The sequence below is a fragment of the Streptomyces sp. NPDC000594 genome, assembly GCF_040299965.1.
Taxonomy (GTDB): Bacteria; Actinomycetota; Actinomycetes; order Streptomycetales; family Streptomycetaceae; genus Streptomyces.
On sequence record NZ_JBEPCY010000003.1, the window covers coordinates 326,974 to 345,760 of the forward strand.

Annotated in this window: 15 protein-coding genes and 2 pseudogenes; 9 read left to right on the forward strand and 8 right to left on the reverse strand. The window is 72.5% G+C overall.

Annotated features, from left to right (window positions below; translation table 11 throughout):
* Positions 1-53 precede the first annotated feature (53 nt).
* Positions 54-719, forward strand: a complete 666-nt coding sequence (locus ABT354_RS06470; RefSeq protein ID WP_351489819.1) for a helix-turn-helix transcriptional regulator — start codon at positions 54-56, stop codon at positions 717-719.
* 82 nt (positions 720-801) lie between these two features.
* Here ABT354_RS06470 and ABT354_RS06475 read toward each other — a convergent pair whose 3' ends face one another.
* From ABT354_RS06475 to ABT354_RS06495, 5 genes and pseudogenes are all read right to left on the reverse strand, one after another.
* Entirely contained in the window at positions 802-1,881 is a 1,080-nt protein-coding gene (locus ABT354_RS06475; protein ID WP_351489821.1) for a C40 family peptidase, read from the reverse strand.
* Between the two features lie 16 nt (positions 1,882-1,897).
* Positions 1,898-2,380, reverse strand: a complete 483-nt coding sequence (locus tag ABT354_RS06480) for a poly-gamma-glutamate biosynthesis protein PgsC/CapC (RefSeq protein ID WP_351489823.1) — start codon at positions 2,378-2,380, stop codon at positions 1,898-1,900.
* Positions 2,381-3,303: 923 nt separating this feature from the next.
* Positions 3,304-4,636 (reverse strand): annotated as a pseudogene (pgsB, locus tag ABT354_RS06485) (poly-gamma-glutamate synthase PgsB); the annotation flags it as partial.
* A 7-nt stretch (positions 4,637-4,643) separates the two neighbouring features.
* The gene (locus ABT354_RS06490) at positions 4,644-6,983 is read right to left on the reverse strand and encodes a HAMP domain-containing protein (protein WP_351490171.1); all 2,340 of its coding nucleotides are present in this window, start codon (positions 6,981-6,983) and stop codon (positions 4,644-4,646) included.
* Positions 6,984-7,519: 536 nt separating this feature from the next.
* A complete protein-coding gene (locus ABT354_RS06495) occupies positions 7,520-8,659 on the reverse strand; it encodes a CapA family protein (protein WP_351490173.1) in 1,140 nt (379 codons plus the stop codon).
* A 236-nt stretch (positions 8,660-8,895) separates the two neighbouring features.
* Here ABT354_RS06495 and ABT354_RS06500 point away from each other — a divergent pair, with 236 nt between their 5' ends.
* Positions 8,896-9,711: a hypothetical protein gene (locus ABT354_RS06500; protein ID WP_502983350.1), complete on the forward strand. Its 816-nt coding sequence runs from the start codon at positions 8,896-8,898 to the stop codon at positions 9,709-9,711.
* Positions 9,712-9,765: 54 nt separating this feature from the next.
* Here the strand turns inward: ABT354_RS06500 and ABT354_RS06505 are convergent, their stop codons facing one another.
* Entirely contained in the window at positions 9,766-10,275 is a 510-nt protein-coding gene (locus ABT354_RS06505) for an NUDIX domain-containing protein (RefSeq protein WP_351489827.1), read from the reverse strand.
* Between the two features lie 167 nt (positions 10,276-10,442).
* On the opposite strand from ABT354_RS06505, the pseudogene ABT354_RS06510 reads away from it, so the two are divergent.
* Together ABT354_RS06510 and ABT354_RS06515 are read left to right on the forward strand one after the other, a co-directional pair.
* Positions 10,443-10,643, forward strand: a pseudogene (locus ABT354_RS06510) (putative T7SS-secreted protein); the annotation flags it as partial.
* Between the two features lie 138 nt (positions 10,644-10,781).
* The gene (locus ABT354_RS06515; protein WP_351489829.1) at positions 10,782-11,078 is read left to right on the forward strand and encodes a hypothetical protein; all 297 of its coding nucleotides are present in this window, start codon (positions 10,782-10,784) and stop codon (positions 11,076-11,078) included.
* Between the two features lie 26 nt (positions 11,079-11,104).
* Here the strand turns inward: ABT354_RS06515 and ABT354_RS06520 are convergent, their stop codons facing one another.
* Positions 11,105-12,463: a S1 family peptidase gene (locus ABT354_RS06520; RefSeq protein ID WP_351489831.1), complete on the reverse strand. Its 1,359-nt coding sequence runs from the start codon at positions 12,461-12,463 to the stop codon at positions 11,105-11,107.
* Between the two features lie 232 nt (positions 12,464-12,695).
* Between ABT354_RS06520 and ABT354_RS06525 the strand changes: the two genes are divergently transcribed.
* The 3 genes from ABT354_RS06525 (at position 12,696) to ABT354_RS06535 (ending at position 15,504) form a co-directional block, all read left to right on the forward strand.
* Positions 12,696-14,066 carry a helix-turn-helix domain-containing protein gene (locus tag ABT354_RS06525; RefSeq protein WP_351489833.1) on the forward strand — a complete coding sequence of 457 codons (1,371 nt, stop codon included), beginning with the start codon at positions 12,696-12,698 and terminating at the stop codon, positions 14,064-14,066.
* 95 nt (positions 14,067-14,161) lie between these two features.
* A complete protein-coding gene (locus ABT354_RS06530; protein WP_351489835.1) occupies positions 14,162-14,998 on the forward strand; it encodes an SDR family oxidoreductase in 837 nt (278 codons plus the stop codon).
* A gap of 59 nt (positions 14,999-15,057) precedes the next feature.
* A complete protein-coding gene (locus tag ABT354_RS06535; RefSeq protein WP_351489838.1) occupies positions 15,058-15,504 on the forward strand; it encodes a hypothetical protein in 447 nt (148 codons plus the stop codon).
* A gap of 21 nt (positions 15,505-15,525) precedes the next feature.
* On the opposite strand, the gene ABT354_RS06540 is transcribed toward ABT354_RS06535, so the two are convergent.
* Positions 15,526-16,197, reverse strand: a complete 672-nt coding sequence (locus ABT354_RS06540) for a YdcF family protein (RefSeq protein WP_351489840.1) — start codon at positions 16,195-16,197, stop codon at positions 15,526-15,528.
* 668 nt (positions 16,198-16,865) lie between these two features.
* Here ABT354_RS06540 and ABT354_RS06545 point away from each other — a divergent pair.
* The gene (locus ABT354_RS06545) at positions 16,866-17,591 is read left to right on the forward strand and encodes a hypothetical protein (protein ID WP_351489842.1); all 726 of its coding nucleotides are present in this window, start codon (positions 16,866-16,868) and stop codon (positions 17,589-17,591) included.
* Between the two features lie 15 nt (positions 17,592-17,606).
* Positions 17,607-18,254, forward strand: a complete 648-nt coding sequence (locus ABT354_RS06550; RefSeq protein ID WP_351489844.1) for an HAD family hydrolase — start codon at positions 17,607-17,609, stop codon at positions 18,252-18,254.
* Positions 18,255-18,787 lie beyond the last annotated feature (533 nt).

Genomic DNA, 18,787 nt, shown 5'->3' on the forward strand with positions numbered 1-18,787 from the left:
GGGGATCCTCGGGACCGCGTGTGCCGAAGGCGAGCACCTGGCAGCTTGGTGTCATGACGACGGAGGGCATCGTGACACTGCGGGGCGAGGCCGAGCTGATGCTGCGGGCGGGAGCCCTCTTCGACGGGGTACGGAGGGAGTTCCTCTGCGCCGCCGGGGAGCCCGGGACCTGGTCGGCGGCGGCCCCGGCCGTCCGCCGGGCCCCTGTGCCGGGGCTTGTGGTGCGCAAGCTGTACGGGCCCGGTGTCCTCCGGGGCCCCGGCAGCGGTCCGCTGTTGGAGCACCTCGCCCGGGCCGGCGCGGAGGTCCGTGTCTCGCCCGCTCCCCCGGCCCAGGAGGCGATCGTCGTCGACCGGCGCCTCGCCGTGCTCGCGTCCCCGCGGCCCGCCGGCGGCGGACCCCGTATCTACAGCGTCGTCCGGGAACCGGGCGTGGTGGCCGGTGTACGGGCCCTGTTCACCACGGCCTGGGAGACCTCGATAGATCTCGACGCGTACCGGCGCACCCCGTTTCCCCGGCTCGGCGCGGCCGAACGGTCCGTACTGCGGTCCCTGGCGGCCGGTCACACGGATGCGACGGCGTCCCGTCTGCTCGGGGTGTCCCTGCGGACCTATCGGCGCCGGGTCGCCGCCTTGATGACCGCCCTGGGCGCCCGCTCCCGCTTCCAGGCGGGCCTGCGGGCCCGCGAGCTCCTCGACCACCGCCGTCCGGGCACCTGACGACCCCGCCGGTCAGGTCCTGCTACGGCTCCGGCCCCAGGTCCTGGACCTGGGGCCGGAGCCGCGGCCAGGGCCGGGTCGTTCAGAGGCGCTTCGCGCTGCGGAGGGTCTTGGCGTAGTAGCCGTTGCCGTCGAGGCGGGAGACGCCGCCGACGTCGCCGATGGTGGGGCCGTTCACCTCTTCGCGGCTGGAGACGAAGATCAGGTGGCCCTCGGTGTCATGGCCGAGGACGATGCCCACATGGTCCAGTCGCTCCTTGGTGCGGGTGTCCAGCTTGAAGAAGACGAGGTCGCCCGGCTGGAGCTGGTCGATCGTGGTGGGGCGGTCCTTCTGGGCGATGCCCGTCAGCGGGAGGACGTCCACGCCGCGGTCGGAGCGGGCCATGCCGTTGGCGGTGCGGGGGAGGCCGTCGCCGGACTTGTCGGAGGACATCAGCGGGTAGCGGCCCCGGTAGCCGAGGACCATGCGGATATAGCCCGAGCAGTCCAGGGAGTTGGCGCGCATGGCCTCCGGGGAGCCGACGCCGCCGTCGCGGAAGGCGTACGGGGTGCCGAGGTAGTCGTAGAAGTCCGACTGCTCCAGGCGCAGGTCGCCGGTCTCGGAGCCGGCCTGGTTCAGCGGGCCGAAGTGGGCGTCACCGGCGTAGCGGACGCCGTTCGCGTCCTTCTTGTCCTTGGCGCCCGCCACGTACTGGAAGGCGAAGGCGAAGAGGTCGTCCTCCTTGCTGTCCGCGTTCTCCGCGTACCAGTCCTTGAACCACTTCTCCTTCTCGGCCCCCTCGGACCACTCCTCCGGCATGACCCGGACCCAGTCCGTCGTGGAGACCTTCGACGCCGTCGAGGCGGGCTCCGCGAAGGTACGGGCGGGGCCGGTCAGCTTGGCGGTGCGGGCGCCGTCGGTGAGGACGACCTTGACCTGGCCGTCGGCACCGCGGAGGACGCTGCGCGCCGGGTTCTCCATCCGGGACCACTTCGCCGGGCCCTTGGCCTTGACCGTCTCCGCGGCCCCCTGGCCGCCCTTCAGGATGCCGACGTTGCGGATCTCCGTGACGCCCTGGTCCTCCTGCTTGCGCAGTTCCATGGTGAGGAACCCGGAGGCCCCGACCAGTCCGAGGACCACGAGGACGGGAAGGATCCGGCGGGACTTCTTCTTCGGTGCCATCGTTGTTCCTCGATTCTCAGACGGTGGGCATGATGCCGAGCAGCAGACCGGCCGCGACGACGATGTAGGCCATGAGGGAGACCGACGCGGTCGCCAGCAGCGTGGGCCCCTTGGGCTGGCGCACCAGCTGGTACGCGATCAGGCCGGGGACGATGAAGCCGAGGGTCTCGTTGCCGTACAGCAGCGGGAATTCGATCGAGAGGACGATCATCACCGTCGCCTGGAGCAGCACGCCCAGCAGCACGACCGCCGCGAAGAGGCGCTTGCCGTACAGGATCATCAGCCGCTGCATGAGCTTGGTGCCCGCGTAGGTCAGGGCGGTGACGCCGACGACCATGGCCGCCCGCTGGAGGTCCTCGATGAGGGTGAGGGCGACCCAGCCCGGCGTGATCATGCCGCCGGGGGAGAGATTGGTCGTGAGGTAGCACAGCAGGGAGAAGAACAGACCTATGGCGATGCCCAGGGCGGCCATCTCGGGTGTCAAAGCGGCGGTGGTCAACTGAGGCTCCGGGCGGGTGGTACGACGAGTGGTGTACGGGGCGTTCGGCGGCGGGCGGCCGTCCGGTCGTCAGGGGCGGGGGTCCGGAGGCCGGCGGTCCCCCCCGGGGGCCGGGTCGGGGAACCAGCCGTGGTCCTCCTCGTCGCCGGGCCGCCGCCGCCCGTCCGGGAAGCGTCCGTCGGAGGAGTGCCCGTCCTGCGACCGCTCCTCGTGGGGCCAGTCGTCGTGGGACCTGCCGGGCCGGCGGCTCCGGTTGTCCCCGGGCCAGTCGTCGTGCGCCCGGCTGTCGGGGGCCCCGCTGTCAGGGGCCCGCTCCTCGCGGGCGGGGGCGGCCGACGGCCAGTCGTCCTGCCGCCGGTCGGCGCGGGAGGGAACGGCCAGGGGCCAGTCGTCCTGCGGCCGGTCGGTGCGGGGCGATGCCTCCTGGGGCTGCTGGGACGGCTGCCCGTATCCCCGCTCGTACCCCTGTCCCTGTCCGTACCCCTGCTCGTATCCCGCTCCGCCGTACTGCTGCTGACCGCGCGACGGCTCGTCGTACGAGGGCCGGTCATACGAGGGCCGGTCGTACGAGGGCTGCACCGGGGAAAGCTGCGCGGGCGAGGTCTGCTCGTACGAAGGCTGCGCAGGGGCAGGCTGCTCGGGCACGGGCTGCCCGTAGGGGGACGGCTCGTACGCCTGCTGCCCGTAGGCCGGCTGCCCGTACGGCGACGCCGGCTCCTGGTGCTGCTGCGGCTGCTGCGGGTGCGGCTGCGGCTGCTGGCCATAGGGCTGCTGCTCGTACGCGTCCTGCCCGTACCGCTGCTGACCGTACCGCTGCCCCTCCTGGGGAGAGGGCGACGGCGAGGCAGCCGTCACGGCCGGCAGGACCGCCGTCCCGTCCTCGCGGTCCGGGGCCGTGGCCGTGGCCGGGGTCGCCGCCGGGGTCGGGAGGACGACCACCGGGATCTCCTGCGTCTGGGAGGCCTGGTACCGCTCCTCGTACGCCACCGGATACGAGGCATACGGGTCCAGCCGGGCCGGCTGGGCGGCGACGGCCGGAGCCGCCTCCGCGTCCTCGTTGTTCGTGGTGGCGCTCTCGTCCGCCGGGAGTTCGGCCAGGAACTCCAGCAGTTCCTCGCCCTGCCCGTGGATATTGCCGATGGCCACCAGCGAGGAGCCGTCGGGCATCCGGCCGAGCATCTCCGGCATGAAGTCCTCCGCCGGACGGCGGTCGCCGCCGAGGTCGACGGCCTTGTCCCGCCACTCCGCCGGGATGGCGTCGATGGCGCTCTTCGAGGGGTGCCCGATGACGAAGACGTTGTCCGGCTGGAGGTCCGGAATGATCTCGCCCATCTGCCCGTTCCGCTCCACACGGTCGGGCCGGCAGTTGATCACGACATTCAGGGGGCGGCTGATGGCCCCCAGGTCGAGCAGCTGGTTGACGTTCATCAGCGTCGACTCGGGGTCGTTCGCCGCGAAGACATTGGCGAAGGCGAGCCGCTTGTCCTCATGGGTCACATAGCGCTCCACGGAGAGGACACCCGGGTCCGGCGGGGCGTCGTACATGCCCTGGAGGGCGACCTGACGCTCCACCCCGAGCAGCTCCGCGACGGCCAGCGCGATGGCGACGTTCTCCTTGAAGGTGAACCAGCTGAAGCCGCGCAGCTCCGCGTCGCTGACCGTCTCGGGGTCGGCGTAGATGAGCTGGCAGTTACGGGCGTCCGCCTCCTCCTGGAGGATGTCGAAGCGGTCCTTCTCGGCGGTCACACAGATGCCGTTCTCCGGCATCGAGCGGCAGAGCGAGCGGGCCACGTCGTCCAGGGTGGGACCCATCTCGGCGAGATGGTCCTCGCGGACATTGCAGAGCACGCCGATCGTGGAGCGGATCAGCTTGCTCTGGTTGACCTCCTGGAGGGCGGGCATGACGGCCATGCACTCGATGACGAGGGCGTGGGGCCGGTAGGTGGCCGCCCGGCGCACGATGCCGATCTGTTCCACCACATTGGCGATGCCGAACTTGCGGTAGACCGGCTCCTCGGTCGCGTCGGGGTGGATGAAGCGGGCGGCGGTGCCGGTCGTCTTCGCGACGGTGACGAGGTCGCCGCCGCGCAGGGCGCCCGCGCAGAGCCGGGTGATGGAGGATTTGCCGCGGATGCCGTTGACCAGCACCCGCGAGGGTATGGAGTGCAGGGCGGCATAGTGCCGCCGCTGTTCCACGACCCCCGCTATGGCGAGGAACAACCCGCCGGTCAGCAGGACGCAGTAGAGGTAGAGCACGGGCCTGTCACCTTCCGCCGACGCCGGGCCGGGCCTCCGCGGGCCGACGCGCCTGATTGTGTCGATGTGCCTGCGCCTGCTGACGCAGGAGTTCGAGGCTGCGGACGACAGCACCCACCTCGTCCTGGTACCGGGGGTAGAGCACGGTCTTGAGGTCGCCGTCCGCGAGCTTCTCGGCACTGGCGGCCAGGGCCCTGAGCGGTCGGATGACCACCAGGTGGATCCAGCCCAGGCAGACGATGATCGCGGCCAGCCCCAGCATGCCGGCGAGGACGCTGCGGTCCTCGCGCTCGTACGGGGCGATCTGGAAGCGTTCGGCGTTCTGCCAGCTGATGACGGTCCAGCCGATGTCGGCCGTGACACCGCCACCGGAGAACGGGGCCGCGGCGGCGACGGTGACCCCGCCGCCCTCCCTCAGGAGCAGGCCGTTCTCCAGCGGCCCTGCGCCGATCTGGACGCGGGCCGCGCGGGTGAGGTCGGTCAGGGAGCTGCGGGGCAGCTCCTCGAAGGCCAGGAAGCCGTCGTTGGCGGCGATGGTCGCGCTCTCGGAGTCCACCACCCGGACCTCGCCGAGGCCGGGCCGGGTGAGCAGCGAGTTCAGGAACTCGACCCGGATCTCGCCGACGAGGGTGCTGCCCTCGCGCTCGGGTACGGGGGCCCCGGCCTGGATCACCGGCTTCTTGCCGCCCTGGCCGGAGACCCGGACCAGCGGGAGGTCCTTGTCGCGGCTCCAGGAGTGCGGGTCGTCACCGGCGCGGGCGCCGACCGAGCCGTCGGCGTCGACGACATAGAGGGCCCGGTAGCGGGTGTGCTTCTTGAGGGCCTCTTCGAGCAGCTCGGTCCCGGAGCCGTCCTTCTCCTTGCCGAGCAGGCGGGAGGTGGAGACCAGGTCGGCCTGGGCCTCGTTGAGCGCCCGCCGGATCCGGTCGGCGATCAGGTCGGTACGGTCCCGCTGGTCGTTGACCATGGTGGTCGGCACACTGACCGAGCCATCGGTGCGGTTCAGCAGCAGACCGACGGGGACGCACCACAGCAGCAGCAGAACGGCGGTCAGCAGGAGCGAGGCGAGTCCGCCGAAGCGTCCCACGAGCCCCGCGAATCCGCCCTTCTTCGGGGGTACGGGGTCGGGGGGCGCGGCGGCGGGGAAGGGGGAGCCCGCGAATCCGGCGCCGGGGAACCCGGCTGCGCCAGGGACTCCACCAGGGGCGCCGCCGTCGCTGATGAGCTGCTTGCGCAGCCGCTCCAGCGCGGTGCCGATCCGGGCCGCCTCACCCGCGCGGGGCACCGAGACCGGCCGGGTCAGATCGCCCCGGGCGAGCCGGCGCGACTCCAGGAAGAGCCGCAGCAGCGGCCGCTGCACGGTCGCCCAGAGGATCGCCGCCGCCAGCAGTCCGAGCAGGACGAGAATGCCGGAGACGATCAGTCCGTACAGCTCATGGACCTGTTCCCCGGTCTGCTGCTGGACCACGGGCAGCAGGGCCACGACCGTCAGTCCGAGTCCGGCGGCGACGCTCTTCTTCTCCTCGGGGTTGGAGGAGGCGAGCGAGGCGTATCCGGCGAGGGCGGTGCGGCCGTTGTAGTCGCCGCCGATCAGGGTGCCGCTGACCCCGGGGTAGCCCCGGGAGCCGGGCTCCTTGGTCCGGACGGGGTGCTGCTCCGCCTTCAGCGCCGCCTGGTCGGAGAGGCGGGTCATCTGCTTCTGGAGGAAGGTCAGCTCCTTGCGCTCCTGCGCGGAGTTGAGCGCCTCGGCCCGCTCGAACCCGGCCGTGGCCAGGACCTCGCCGTTCTCGGCCACGACCGCCATGGTGCGGAAGGGGCCGAGGTTGATGGCGGGGACGGAGAGTCCGCTGGAGGCGATCAGCAGCTGCTGCGGGCGGTCCTTCCAGTCCAGGACCGCCATGATCATCAGGCGTACGTCGCCGGTCTCCAGCCGCACCATGCGGGGGGTCAGGGCACGGTCGCCGGTGAGGACGCCCTTGTCCAGCCAGGCGAGGGGGATCGTCTCACCGCGCGCGGCGAGCACATCCCCGCTCTCCAGGTCCAGCACGGTGGTGCCGGTCCACTTCTGGTACGTGCGGCCCAGGTCCTCCAGGATGCGCTCGGGCTTCACCGGCGCACCGTCGCTCAGCGCCCTGGCGGTACGGTCCAGGTCGGTGACGCGCTCGTCGATGGAGGCGCGCATGGCGATGGCGCCGTCCTCGGCGAAGTACTTCTGGGAGGAGAGCACCGCCTTCGGCGCGACCGTGTCCTTGCCGGGGCCGAGCACCTGCGCCGTCAGCGCGGCGAGGGCGAGGACCAGTACACACAGCACCGCGATCGGTGGGCGGATACCGCCGAGGAGCGGCATGTCCGCCCGCCTGCGGCTCCGTCGCCGCCCTCCGCGCACGGAGTACGCGGCTTTGCTCGATTTCACTGGTGCTCTTTCCTGATTCCTACGGCATTGCTGGGGCCCTGGCCGGCCGTGGTCCCGAACGGATTCGGGCCCGTCGCCGGGTGACTCTCATGGCTAGGGAGCTGATTGGCACGGCCCCGGTTCCCGGTCACCGCGGCGTGATCGCTTCCGGGTCTCCTGACTCCTGGGCTCCGGAAACGGTTGCCCTGGCGCGTCCGGGTCCGGGGCCGGGTCCGGGACCACTCGGGGGGGGCCGGACCGCGCGAGGGTCCGTCCGCTCGAAGGCCGGTCCCCGCTCGAAGGTCGGTCCGCTCGAAGGTCCGGCGGCCCGGGGCTCCGAGCCGCCCGGAAGCTCCAGTGGCCCGGGGCTTCCAGTGGCCCGGCGCCTTCGCGGCGCCCCGTACCACCGCCGACTCCGGCCGGCCCTCTTCGCTCCCGCTCCCGCTTCCGGGCCCGTTCCCGGAACCGCCCGCGCGTCGGGTGTCCGGCGCTCAGTCCTTCAAGGACAGCTCAGCCAGGCCGTCGCCACCCGGAGCCCCCCGGTTGTAGAGGAACCCGCGTGTCCGGTCCGACGCGAGGCGATAGCGGGCGATCCGGTCCGCGCCGAGGTCGCCCGGTTCGTCGAGCATCTGCCGCACATCGACGAGCCGGAGGTCCTTGACCGCGCCCTTGGGGACCTTCTCCCCCACCTCCACCTCCGGTGGGATGTCCACCAGCGTGGTGCGGTACCGGGCGTCGACATCCCAGCCGTCCGCCGTCTCGCGGAAGTCGAACCAGCCGATGACGCCCTCCTCGGTCATTCCCGTGGGCGACGAGTGCCGGGCCACCTGGTTGCCGAGGCTGTACGCGATCCAGGTGCCGTTCAGCTTCTGGATCGGCTGCACCACATGGGCGTGGTGGCCGATGACCAGATCGATCCCGGTCTCCCGGGTGAGCCGGTCGGCCAGCTCCAGCTGGGGCACGCTCGGTTCGTTGTAGTGCTCCAGACCCCAGTGGACCGAGAGGATCACGACGTCGGCGCCCTGCTTACGGGCCCGCGTCTCGTCCTTCTTGATCGAGTCCGTGGAGATCCGGTTGAACGCCCAGCGCTGCTTGCCGGGTGTCGGGTTGAGGAACGACTCCCAGGAGTACGAGAGGTGCGCCACCTTCACGCCCTTGACCTCACGGATGTTGATCTTGTCCGCATCCGCACGGCTGCGCGCCGATCCGCTGTAGCCGAGCCCGACCTTGTCCATCGCGTTCAGGGTGCGGCGTACCGCCTTCAGCCCATGGTCGAAGGTGTGGTTCGAGGCGGTCGAGCACGTGTCGTAGCCCACATCCTTCAGAGCCGTCAGGATCTGCGGTGGAACCAAAAATTCCGGGTACCCCTCAAAAGGGCCCTCCGGCTTGCCAACGGGAGTTTCCATATGACAAATGGCCAGGTCAGCCTTGCTGATGACCGGCTTCACACCGGCGAGCAGCGGACCGAAGTCCAGGCCCGCGGTGCCCTTGCCGGACTTCTTGGCGTCCACGGCCGCCTGATCCGTCAGTTCGGGATGAATGAGAACATCACCCGCGGCGGCGACGGAGAACGCGCGGCCTCCCGGCTTGGCCTGTGTCGTCGACCCCGATGAGGTCGACGCACAGCCCATGGTGAGTACGGCGAGGGCCGTCGTCACTGCCAGAGCACGACCTTTGGGGAGAGAATCACAGAATGCCACCGGCCGATTTTCCCATGCCCGCCAAGATCGATCACCCGCGTGATATCACGAGATCATCACTTTTTCTGCGTTTTCTGACCGTTTTTGGCATCGCTCTGGTGCTGGTCGGCTGTCAGCAGAACGCGGGCGACGACACGGGGAACGACGGCCCGAAGGCCCGGGAACTGGTGAACATCGACGACCGGATCCTGCGGTACGCGAAACAGGCCGACGACCGCGAACGCTACCGACCGCCCAACGAGGAACAAAGGAATCGGCTCGCCCGGGGTGTCGGCCACCTCCTCGACGGGGAGACCCGGCAGGCGGAGAAGGAGCTGGACCGGGTCGGCTTCCGTGTGACGCGACTCACGGACACCCAGTCGGGGCGGCGCTACGACGAGGTCGCGGCGGGCTCGTCCGGGCGCGAGGCGCGCTGGGGACGGCTCTATGTGAACGCCGACACGGCGCTGCGCTGGAATGTTCAGGTGCCCCACCCGGTCTCCGACCGGTCCACCGAGATCCTCGGGACACGGCTGCTCGGGTCCACCCCGGGCGGCGCCCTCGTCGTGGCCGGCGCGCACCGTGAGGCAGGGCGGGGGGAATCGGCGGATGTGGCGCACCGGACGGACAGCGCCTTCCACGCCATCGTCACCGAACTCCAGAAGCGCAATGTCCCCGGGGCGCAGCTCCATGGCTTCGCCCGGTCGAAGAAGCGGCCCTATGAGGCCATCCTCTCCACGGGCGCGATGCAGACGGCGCCGGAGGAGGCCACCATGCTGGCCGACCTCATGGAGAACGAGGGCTTCCGCGTCTGCCGGGGCTGGTCCGACCAGTGCCCCCTGGAGGGCGTCACCAATGTCCAGGGCAAGTCGGCCCAGCGCCACCAGGCGACCTTCCTCCATGTGGAGCTGGCCCCCGTCGCCCGCGGCGGCGGGCGCGACGCCCCGGAGGCGCTGGCGGCCCTGACCCGCCTTCTGGAGACCTGGTCGGACGGGAAGCGGTAGCCCCGGGCGCGGCGGACCTGGCGCACCCGGCGGGCGCGGCTGGCCTGGCTGGGCTCACCGCGCCGGCCGACCGGCCCCGGACCCGGCTTCGGACCCGGGCCCGGCGCTCCACGGGCCCCCGGGCGCCAACGCCGCCAGCACCTCGCGCAGTTGCGGCGGCTCGACGGGGTCCCGGAGCCCGCCCAGTTCACCCCATGCGATCCACTCGTGCCGGTCCAGACTGACCTGTTCCTCCGGGAGCAGACCGGCCCGCCCCGGTACCGGACGCTCCTCGGCGAACCGGGCGAGGAAGAAGTCCTCCGTACCGATGTACCGCTCGCCGTTCCACCACAGATCACGGTCGACCGGCACCGACCGGTCCAGCACCCCGCCCGGGTCGAGCCCCGTCTCCTCCGCCAGCTCCCGCCGCGCCGCCGCCAGTGGGGTCTCCCCGGGCTCGACACCCCCACCGGGCGGCTCCCAGATCCACGCGCCGCTGGACGGGTCGCGCCAGCGCAGGAGCAGCAGACGGTCGGCGGCGTCCAGACAGAGGATCCGCACGGCGGGTCGATGCGTTGTTTCCACGGGTACACGGTAGGCACCGGCCGGTGGGACAGCGGTTTCGGGCCGCCGCCGAACGGTCCCGGGCCAGGAACCCACCTCTTCCCCATGTCCCGGCGGGCGTTGTCCTACGGTGTCCATGAGTTCGGCGTCGGTGGGGCCTCGGAGCGGGTACGGACCGCGGGCGAACGGTCCGGGACAAGTCCCGTTCGCCGGCGAACCAGATGGGCGCCCGGGTCAACGAACTCGGCCTGGGACAGAGCGAGGACAAGAGCAGGCCGGTCCACGGATCCCCGTCGGAGATCCGTTCCACAGCCTCCCATCTGAAGGAACCGCAGAAGGCGTTCGACGGCTCGATCATCACTCATCACTTCTTCTACAAGGGCCCGTGAATGGCGATAGATCCGCGCGTCGCGCTCCTGGAAAAGCTCACCGCCGCCGGGCTTTCAGTGCTGGCGGTACCCGAGCACGCATCGGATCCGTCCGTGGACTCCGCGTGGAGATCACTGGCCGGGTTCACGGTCGAGCCTGTGGCGACGGCTCCCCTGAGCGGCCCTGGGCGTTCCGTCCACGATCTCTGGCTGCGCCATGCCCGAGACGGCGGGATCTTCGAGGAGGACGGAACCTTCCTGGTGACCGCGGTCACCACGGGGAGTCATGAGGTCGGCTGGGTCTCGGTGGCCCTCACCGCGACAGCCGATGTGTCCCGGCTACGGGACGACCAGAACCGGATCGAGTTCATCGCACGGTCGAACAGCGGTCACGCCATCTGTGGTGTGACCGCGGAGGAGTACGACTACTGGGTGGTCAGCCTCTCCCTCACCTGAACGACACGGGTACGGGGACGGCAGGTCTACGAGGTGGTCTTCACGCGCATGCCCGGGTAGGGCCGGAGCGCGTCGAGGAGGTCGGTCACCAGGACGCTGGAGGAGCACCGGTAGAGCGTGGCCCAGCCGTCGGAGCAGTTGCGGAAGGGCCCGTTGTTGCCGCTGATCAGGCCGCGGGCGATGACACCCGAGCCGTCGCCCAGGACGGAGAAGACCGGGCCGCCGCTGTCGCCAGAGCCCGCCGCGAGGGCGCCTCGGACATGGTCGAGGACATTGACGTGGACCCGTTGCCCGCCCGGGTAGACCACGTACTGCCCGGTCCGGGAGACCCGCACGTCGCAGACCAGGCCCGTCCGGCTGCCGGAGACACACAGATACTCGCCGGGGAAGGTGTGCGCCGCGCCCCGGACGGGACGGGTGGACTGGCCGGGCCGCATGGCGCCGGAACCGGTCCACACCCTGTTCCCCGCCGCCGCGCCGTCCGTGCTCAGGAACAGGGTGTCGTTGACCATGTCCCGGTCGTGCACGGTGCCGACCCGCGCGCCCCGGTAGGTGTGCCACACCGAGCCCGCGGGCCCGCAGTGGGCCGCCGACAGGACGTAATCGCCGCCCTTGCCCGGCCAGGTCACTCCGAAGCCGCTGCTGCACATGGAGCCGGACGAGAGGAGCACGATCCCGCCGTTGCGCCCGGCGTCGTCCTCCCGTGCCGAGGGCCGGGGCGGCTCCTCCACGGTGACGATGACCGGGATGCCGCCCGAGGTGCTGGGCAGCGCGGCGGGGGAGACCGCCCCGGGCCCGGTGGCGTGGACCCGGATGTCGAGTCCACCGCCGTCGGTACGGGGCCCCGCGCGATGGATCCGGTGGGTACGGTCGCCCTCGCCGAGGGTGCCCCGTTCGGCCAGGGCCCGCGCCCGGTGGTCCAGTTCGGCGAGGGAGTACGCGGCCGGCCGGATCTCGATACGGGTGCCCGGGGCCCGCAGCGCGGCGGCCCGTTCCGCGACGGCGGCGGGGACCCGGCCCTTCCAGCGCACCGTCACCGTGCGGCGCTCCAGGGAGACGGTGACGCCCGCATAGCCGTCGGGGGCGGAACGCGTCCGCGCGGCCTCGGCGGCGATGGCCCCGGCCGCCTCGCTCAGGGGCTGCTGGGCCGCCCGGACCCCGGCCCAGTCGCGGTACCCGGACGGCAGACCGCCCCGTACCGCGGCGACGGCGGTTCCCGGGGCCGGATCGGGGAGGGCGGCGGGCCGCGCCGACGCCACGGCGGGAAGGGTGAGCGCCACCAGGCCGACACAGGTGGTCAGGGCACCGGTGATCAGGACAGGGGCGGTCAGGACAGGAGTGGTCGGGACAGGGGTGGTCGGGACAGGGGCGAGCCGTAAGGCCATGAAGCCTTCCTTAGGCGGGGGGATGGGGAGGGAGGGCGCGCCGAGGTGGACCGGCGCGCCCCTCGACCATCCTGACCAGCGGCGTGAACCCCGGACAAGGCGTTGCCCGTTGCCTGACACAAGGGGCAACCGCGCCCGCCGGCAGGGCGGGACCGGGCGGCACCGGGCCCCCGCGACGAGTCCCACCACAGCCGAAGCCCCACAGGGAAAGCACCTCAGCGGAGGAATGCGGATGCTGCACGGGGAACGACTCCGGGATCTGCGGGAGACCCGAGGGGTCTCCCTGGCCGAACTGGCCGACGCCACCCACTACAGCAAGAGCTATCTGAGCCGGGTGGAGAACGGACTCCGCAAGGGGACCGAGGCCCTGGCCACCCGCTGTGCGGACGCGCTGGGCGCCGACGCCGCGCTGCTGGTGGCCCCGCCGCCGCCCGCCCCCAGGACAGTCGCTCCCGGCGGCCCCGCCGTCCCGGACCAGCTCCCGCCCGCCCCCGGCGCCTTCACCGGACGCCGCACGGAACTCGCCGCCCTGGAAACAGCCCTGGGAACAGTCCTGGAAGCAGCCATGGAAACAGCCCCGGCGACCGCCCCGCACCCGGGCGGGGACCGGGACACCACCCCCGCCGGCCCGGCCGTCCGGCTCCTCGACGGCATGCCCGGCGCCGGCAAGACCGCGCTCGCCCTGCACTGGGCCCACCGCGCCCGCCCGCACTTCCCCGGCGGGGTCCTCTTCGCCGACCTCGGCGGACCCGGCGGCCCCGGCGCCCCCCGTGAACCGGCCGAGGTCCTCGACGGCTTTCTGCGCGCCCTCGGCACCGGCCCCGGGCTGATCCCGCCGGACCCCGGCGACCGGGGCGCCCTGCTCCGTACCCTGCTCAGCCGCCGCCGTACCCTCGTCGTCCTGGACAACGCCGTGGACGCGGCCCAGGTGCGGCCCCTGCTGCCGGGCGCGCCCGGCTGTCTGACCCTGGTCACCAGCCGCAGCAGGATGACCGGGCTGGTCGCCCGGGACGGAGCGGTCCGGGTCACCCTGGCGCCGCTGCCCCCCGACGATGCCCTGGAGCTGCTGCGACGCACCCTCGGCGGGCCCCCGGTGGACGGCGACCCGGCCGCCGCCGACGCGCTGGTACGGCTCTGCGGGCGGCTGCCGCTGGCCCTGCGGGTGGCCGTCGAGCGGATCGCGGAACGCCCGGGCCTGACCCTCGCCGGGGCGGTCGCCGAACTCTCCCGCCCCCGGGACCGGCTGGAGCTGCTGGCCCCGCCCGACGACGCCGACGCCGCCGTCCGTACCGTCTTCTCCCGGTCCTACCGTGCCCTGCCACCGGCCGTCGCGCGCGCCTTCCGGCTGCTGTCACTCGGCCCCGCCCCCGGCCCCGGCCTCACCGAGGAGAACGCGGCGGCCCTGCTGGGCACGGACCGCGCCCGCGCCCGGGAACTGCTCGCCGCGCTGGCGGGTGCGCACCTGCTGGCGACGGCGGGCCCGGACCATCACCGCTTCCATCACCTACTCCAGCTGTACGGGCGTGAGTTGGCGGTACGCGATGACTCCCGGCAGGCCCGCCGTGCCGCGCTCGACCGGCTGCGGGCCGCCGGGTCCGGGTGACCTCGCCCCGGCCCTTGACCTCAACTCCCCTTGAGTTCCTACCGTCTCCTGTGAACCATCCGGCACAGCGGCGGCGGACCAACGGGAGTGAACCGATGATTCTGGTGAACGGAGCGACCGGCAATATGGGCGGTCCCCTCGTACGGGAACTGCACGCACTCGGCGCGGGACCCGTACGCGCCCTCACCCGGGACCCCGAACGGACCGCCTTCCCCGCCGGTGTCCGGGCGGTACGGGGGGACCTCGCCCGGCCCGAGTCGCTGAAGGCGGCGCTGAGGGGGGTACGGTCGCTCTTCCACCCGGCCCTCCTCGGCCCGGACGCGGAGATCCTCCGGGCCGCCCGGCGCGCCGGGGTCGAGCATGTGGTGCTGGTGACCTCCCTCACCGTGCTGACCCATCCCCATCTCGAACCCGCCCGCAACCACCGGGCCGTCGAGCGGCAGCTCCAGGAGAGCGGGATGGCGTGGACGATCCTGCGCCCGACCCAGTTCGCGTCGAACGCCCTGTGGTGGGCGGAGACCGTACGCGCCCAGGAGACGGTCCGGATGCCCTACCCGGACACCGCCCTGCCGACGGTCCACCCCGCCGACGTCGCCTCGGTGGCCCGGGTCGCCCTGACCGAGCCGGGCCACCGGGGGCTCACCCATGAGCTGACCGGGCCGGCGCCCATCACCCCCCGTGAGCAGATCGCGACCCTCGCCCGGGTGCTGGGCCGGGAGGTCCCCTTCGCCGGGACGACGCGTGCGCAGGCCCACCGGGAGTTCGCCGGGTTCCTCGGGGACGATGTCGCCGACGCCATGCTGGACCTGCTGGGCGGCGATATGAACGAGGGGCTGCGCAGGGTCCGGGACACGGTCACGCGGCTGACGGGGGCACCGGGGCGGACCTTCGCGGAGTGGGCCGAGGAGCATGTGGAGGCGTTCCGGCCCTGACGCCCGCGCACCAACTCACCTGCGGTGATAACGGTTTGGCTGGGGTAGCCTCCGTCCGTATGAGCAGAAACTGGGTGACCGCGCTGGTGGTCGTCGCGCTGGCCGTGCCGATGGTGTACTTCGCGACGCCCTCGGTCGCCTTTCTCCTCTCCTACGGCTGCGGGGACCGCGAGGACGACCTCGGCAAGGTGCTCGCCGCCGAGAAGGTGCTGGAGTCCGTCCCGCCGGGGGCCACCCGGCCGAACTCCTTCCGCGAGTGCGACGACGACGACCTGGTCGTGGGCGCGGGCACGGAGTACCGCTACGACGGCAAGGTGGCCGACGCCCTCGCCCACTTCCGCAAGGCGGCGCCCGACCTGGGCTGGAAGCGGGCCGGCGGCGAGAGCTGCTACACCAAGCAGCTGGACGGCACCACGGCCTATCTGGATGTCTACCGCCTGGACAAGGGCAGGGTCACCGCGAGTATCGCCGCGTCCCATGAGTTCCCCGACGAATCCTGGTGCTGACCCCGCCCTCCGGGCCCCCGTTCACACCCTGACGAGCCGGCTGTCGAACCCGTCCCGCCGCAGCCGCCCGTACGCCTCACACACCTCCGCGGGGACCTCCTGCCGGACCGCGAACCCGAGATCCGGGTACTCGATGACCCGCTGGAGGTCCCCCACCACCATGTCCACGACCAACCGCTCGTCGCCGAGCCCCGCCACATAGTCATCGTACCCCAGCGGCTCCGAGGCGCAGACCACCTCGACCTCGGGCCACAGCCTGCGGCAGGTGGCATAGGAGCGGCGCTCCATGTACGGCTTGGAGACCAGGAGCACCGAGGTCACCTCCACCCCGGCGGCGCGCAGCACCCGCCGGGAGAGCGTGATGTTCTGCCCGGTGTTCCCCGCCTCGGTCTCCAGCAGGATCGCCCCGTCCGGTACGCCGAGCCCGAGCGCGTGCTCGCGGTAGTGCACCGCCTCCCCGCGCGGGAAGCGGGCGGCCGTGGTCGGGCTGTTGCCCCCGCTGAACACCACCACGGGAAAGAGCCCCGCACGGTAGAACCCCGCCGTGGCGGTGGCGACCCCGAGGTCATGACTCCCCAGCCCGATCGCCACCGAACAGGGGCGCGGCTTGTGCCCCATGAGGTGGTACGCCCAGATCAGACGGGCGTCGCTCCGCTGAGGCTCGGTGATCGTGCGCTGTCCGCGATCCAGCACGGTGGCTCTCCTTCTCGACCCTCACGCGACGGGGCGCCCCCGTCGCGGTCTGCCCGCGCCCCAGGGTGGTTGCCCTCGTGGCACGAGGGTGGGGGGTGCAGGGTCGCCCCCGCAGGGGGCCGGCGGACGGCCCCTTGAGCTTGACACGTCACCTCGGTCTGCCGGCCCCGAGGAGGTGAGCCCGGAGGCCCCCGCCCCCGCACTTGCGAGTCACCTCGCCCCAAGCCCCTGGGTACGGGCTGCCCGCACAAACCCAGCCGGATGGGGGTCCCCCCGGACGAAGTCTGGGGGAGTTTGAGGACGGACCTTGGCCCCGAGTCGGCTCGGGCGGACGTCGGGGGCCAGCCCCCGAAGCCCCCGCTCCTCAATCGCCGGAGAGGCTTGAGTTTGAGGCCCCCGCTCCTCAAACGCCGGCGAGGCTGAATGTTGAGGCCTCCGCTCCTCAAACGCCGGAGGGGCTGGGATTAAGGCACCTGTCGGGGCCGGGCCTTGAAGCCCTCGACGCGCGCGGGGCCACCCCCGCAAGACGGCCCATCCGGACGGGCCAGACGCGGGATCCGGCCGATGTGGGTGTCGGCGGGGGCCGGGTGGGGAAGATCTTTTACCGTGGCGGGGGTACGGCACGCCCGGCCGGGGGGTCGCCGGGCTCAGGACAGGAGACGACCACGGTGACCGTCAGCCCCTTACGCGACCTCCCGCCCCATCTGCGACTGCTCGCCTGGCCCACGCTGAACGGGCGGGTGCCCCTGCCCGGTGTACGGGTCCACGCCGCCGGGGCGCCGGTCGGGGGGCCCGTGTCGATGGCCTGCTACAGCCGCGGCACCACCGTGGAGTTCGCCGCCGGGACCGACCCCGAGGCGCTGCTCAAGCACCCCGCCGCCGCGCTGTCCCTGACCGTGCCGCTGCGGCTGGTGGGCACCCTCGTGCTGTGGGACGAGGCGATCCGGGAGGCCGGGGTCTACTCCGGCAGCATCTGTCTGGCCTCCGAGGAGTCCGTGGCCCGGCTGATGCGCACCGCGCACACCACCGCCGACGGCGACGGCGACGACCCCGCGCCCCTGCCCGGCGGACTGCCCGAGCTGCTGGAGCAGTTGCAGGCGCTGGATCTGCTCTACCGTTTCCCCGTCGCCTACCGGTTCCGGGGCTCGCCCGGGCCCGAGCGCCAGTGCCGGGTCAACGGCTGGGGGCGGCTCGCCGTACGGCTGCTGTGGCAGACGGCCGGGGACCCGCACGGGCTGGAACCGGCGCGGCAGCGGCTCGCCCGGCATCTCGCCGAGCACCGCAGCACCTACCTCCGGGGCGTCCGCGCCGCGACCGCCGCCGAGGACCGTCCGGGGACCACCCGGATCTGGGACCACATCCATGCCGAGCAGCCGATACCCGTCCTCATCTGACCACTGGGAACCACCATGGACACGCCCCCTTTCCGCCACCCCGTCGTCGTCTTCGACCTCGACGGCACCCTGGTCCGTTCCACCACGGTCTCGCTGCTCCTCGCGAAGGGACTGGGCCACCTCCCGGCGGTCGAGGAGCTGGAGCGCGGCTACGACGCCCACCTCCTCGACAACGAGGAGTTCACCCACCGCGAGGCCGCGCTCTTCGCGGGGACTCCGGCCGCGCGGGCCGTGGCCCAGCTGCGGGAGGTGCCCTGGATCGGCGGCGTGAAGGAGACCCTCGCCGCGCTCACGGCGGGCGGCTGCACCCTGCTGCTGACCACGCTGGCCTGGCAGTTCGCCGTGGAGGAGCTGGAGCACCGGCACTTCTTCAGCGAGGTGCGCGGCGCGGGCCTGGAGGTGGTCGACGGGGTCTTCACCGGCCGGGTGGAGCGGCACTTCCACGAGGAGGACAAGCGGAGCTTCGTGGAGTCCTGGTGCGCGGCCCGGGGCATCCCGCTCTCCGAGGTCGCCGCCGTCGGAGACTCCCGTACCGATCTGCACCTCTTCGCGGCGGTCGGCACCGCCGTCGCGGTCAACGCCTCCCCGGAGGCCCGCGCCGCCGCGCGGCACACCGTGGACACGGACGATCTCCGCGCCATCCTGCCGCTGCTCAGGGGATAGGGAGTTTCTTTCGGATCAGGCTGGATCAGGGAGTGGGGGCACCTCCCACGCCCTTCGGGCGTAGGGGGAGGGTCTGGTCATGGGGTCTCCCCGGGCCCGCTGGGGCCCAGCATGGGGTCTCCCCGGGCCGCCAGGGCCCAGCGTGGGGTCTCCCCGGGCCGCTGGGCCCAGGGGACGCATCGCAAGGCGGAGGATTGAGCCACTGCGGTGGGGGCACTCCCCCTCGTTCCACCGGGGGCGCCCCCACCCGGGCCCGCCAGGGCCCAGGGGGCCATTGGTGATTGACGACAACGCGGCGTGGGGGCACTCCCCCTCGCTCCGCCGGGGGGACCCCCACCCGGGCCCCTGGGCCCAGGTGGGGGTACCGCCCGGGCCCCTCGGCCCAGGGGGAGAGTGCGGTGGCTGGGGGCGCCCCCAGCGGTAGCTGGGGGAGGCACGCGAGCCCAGCAAGATCCGAAAGAGACGACCCAGCCCCACCGGGCCCTCGGAGGGGGTCGGGGCCCGGCAGGGGGTCGGATCGGCCCGGGAGGGGC

What these genes read in the sequence shown, in the direction of transcription:
- ABT354_RS06470 (WP_351489819.1), top strand. Translation starts at nt 54, where the DNA reads ATGACGACGGAGGGCATCGTGACACTGCGGGGCGAGGCCGAGCTGATG.
- ABT354_RS06495 (WP_351490173.1), bottom strand. Translation starts at nt 8,659, where the DNA reads ATGGGCTGTGCGTCGACCTCATCGGGGTCGACGACACAGGCCAAGCCG.
- ABT354_RS06535 (WP_351489838.1), top strand. Translation starts at nt 15,058, where the DNA reads ATGAGCAGAAACTGGGTGACCGCGCTGGTGGTCGTCGCGCTGGCCGTG.
- ABT354_RS06525 (WP_351489833.1), top strand. Translation starts at nt 12,696, where the DNA reads ATGCTGCACGGGGAACGACTCCGGGATCTGCGGGAGACCCGAGGGGTC.
- ABT354_RS06520 (WP_351489831.1), bottom strand. Translation starts at nt 12,463, where the DNA reads ATGGCCTTACGGCTCGCCCCTGTCCCGACCACCCCTGTCCCGACCACT.
- ABT354_RS06475 (WP_351489821.1), bottom strand. Translation starts at nt 1,881, where the DNA reads ATGGCACCGAAGAAGAAGTCCCGCCGGATCCTTCCCGTCCTCGTGGTC.
- ABT354_RS06530 (WP_351489835.1), top strand. Translation starts at nt 14,162, where the DNA reads ATGATTCTGGTGAACGGAGCGACCGGCAATATGGGCGGTCCCCTCGTA.
- ABT354_RS06490 (WP_351490171.1), bottom strand. Translation starts at nt 6,983, where the DNA reads ATGCCGCTCCTCGGCGGTATCCGCCCACCGATCGCGGTGCTGTGTGTA.
- ABT354_RS06550 (WP_351489844.1), top strand. Translation starts at nt 17,607, where the DNA reads ATGGACACGCCCCCTTTCCGCCACCCCGTCGTCGTCTTCGACCTCGAC.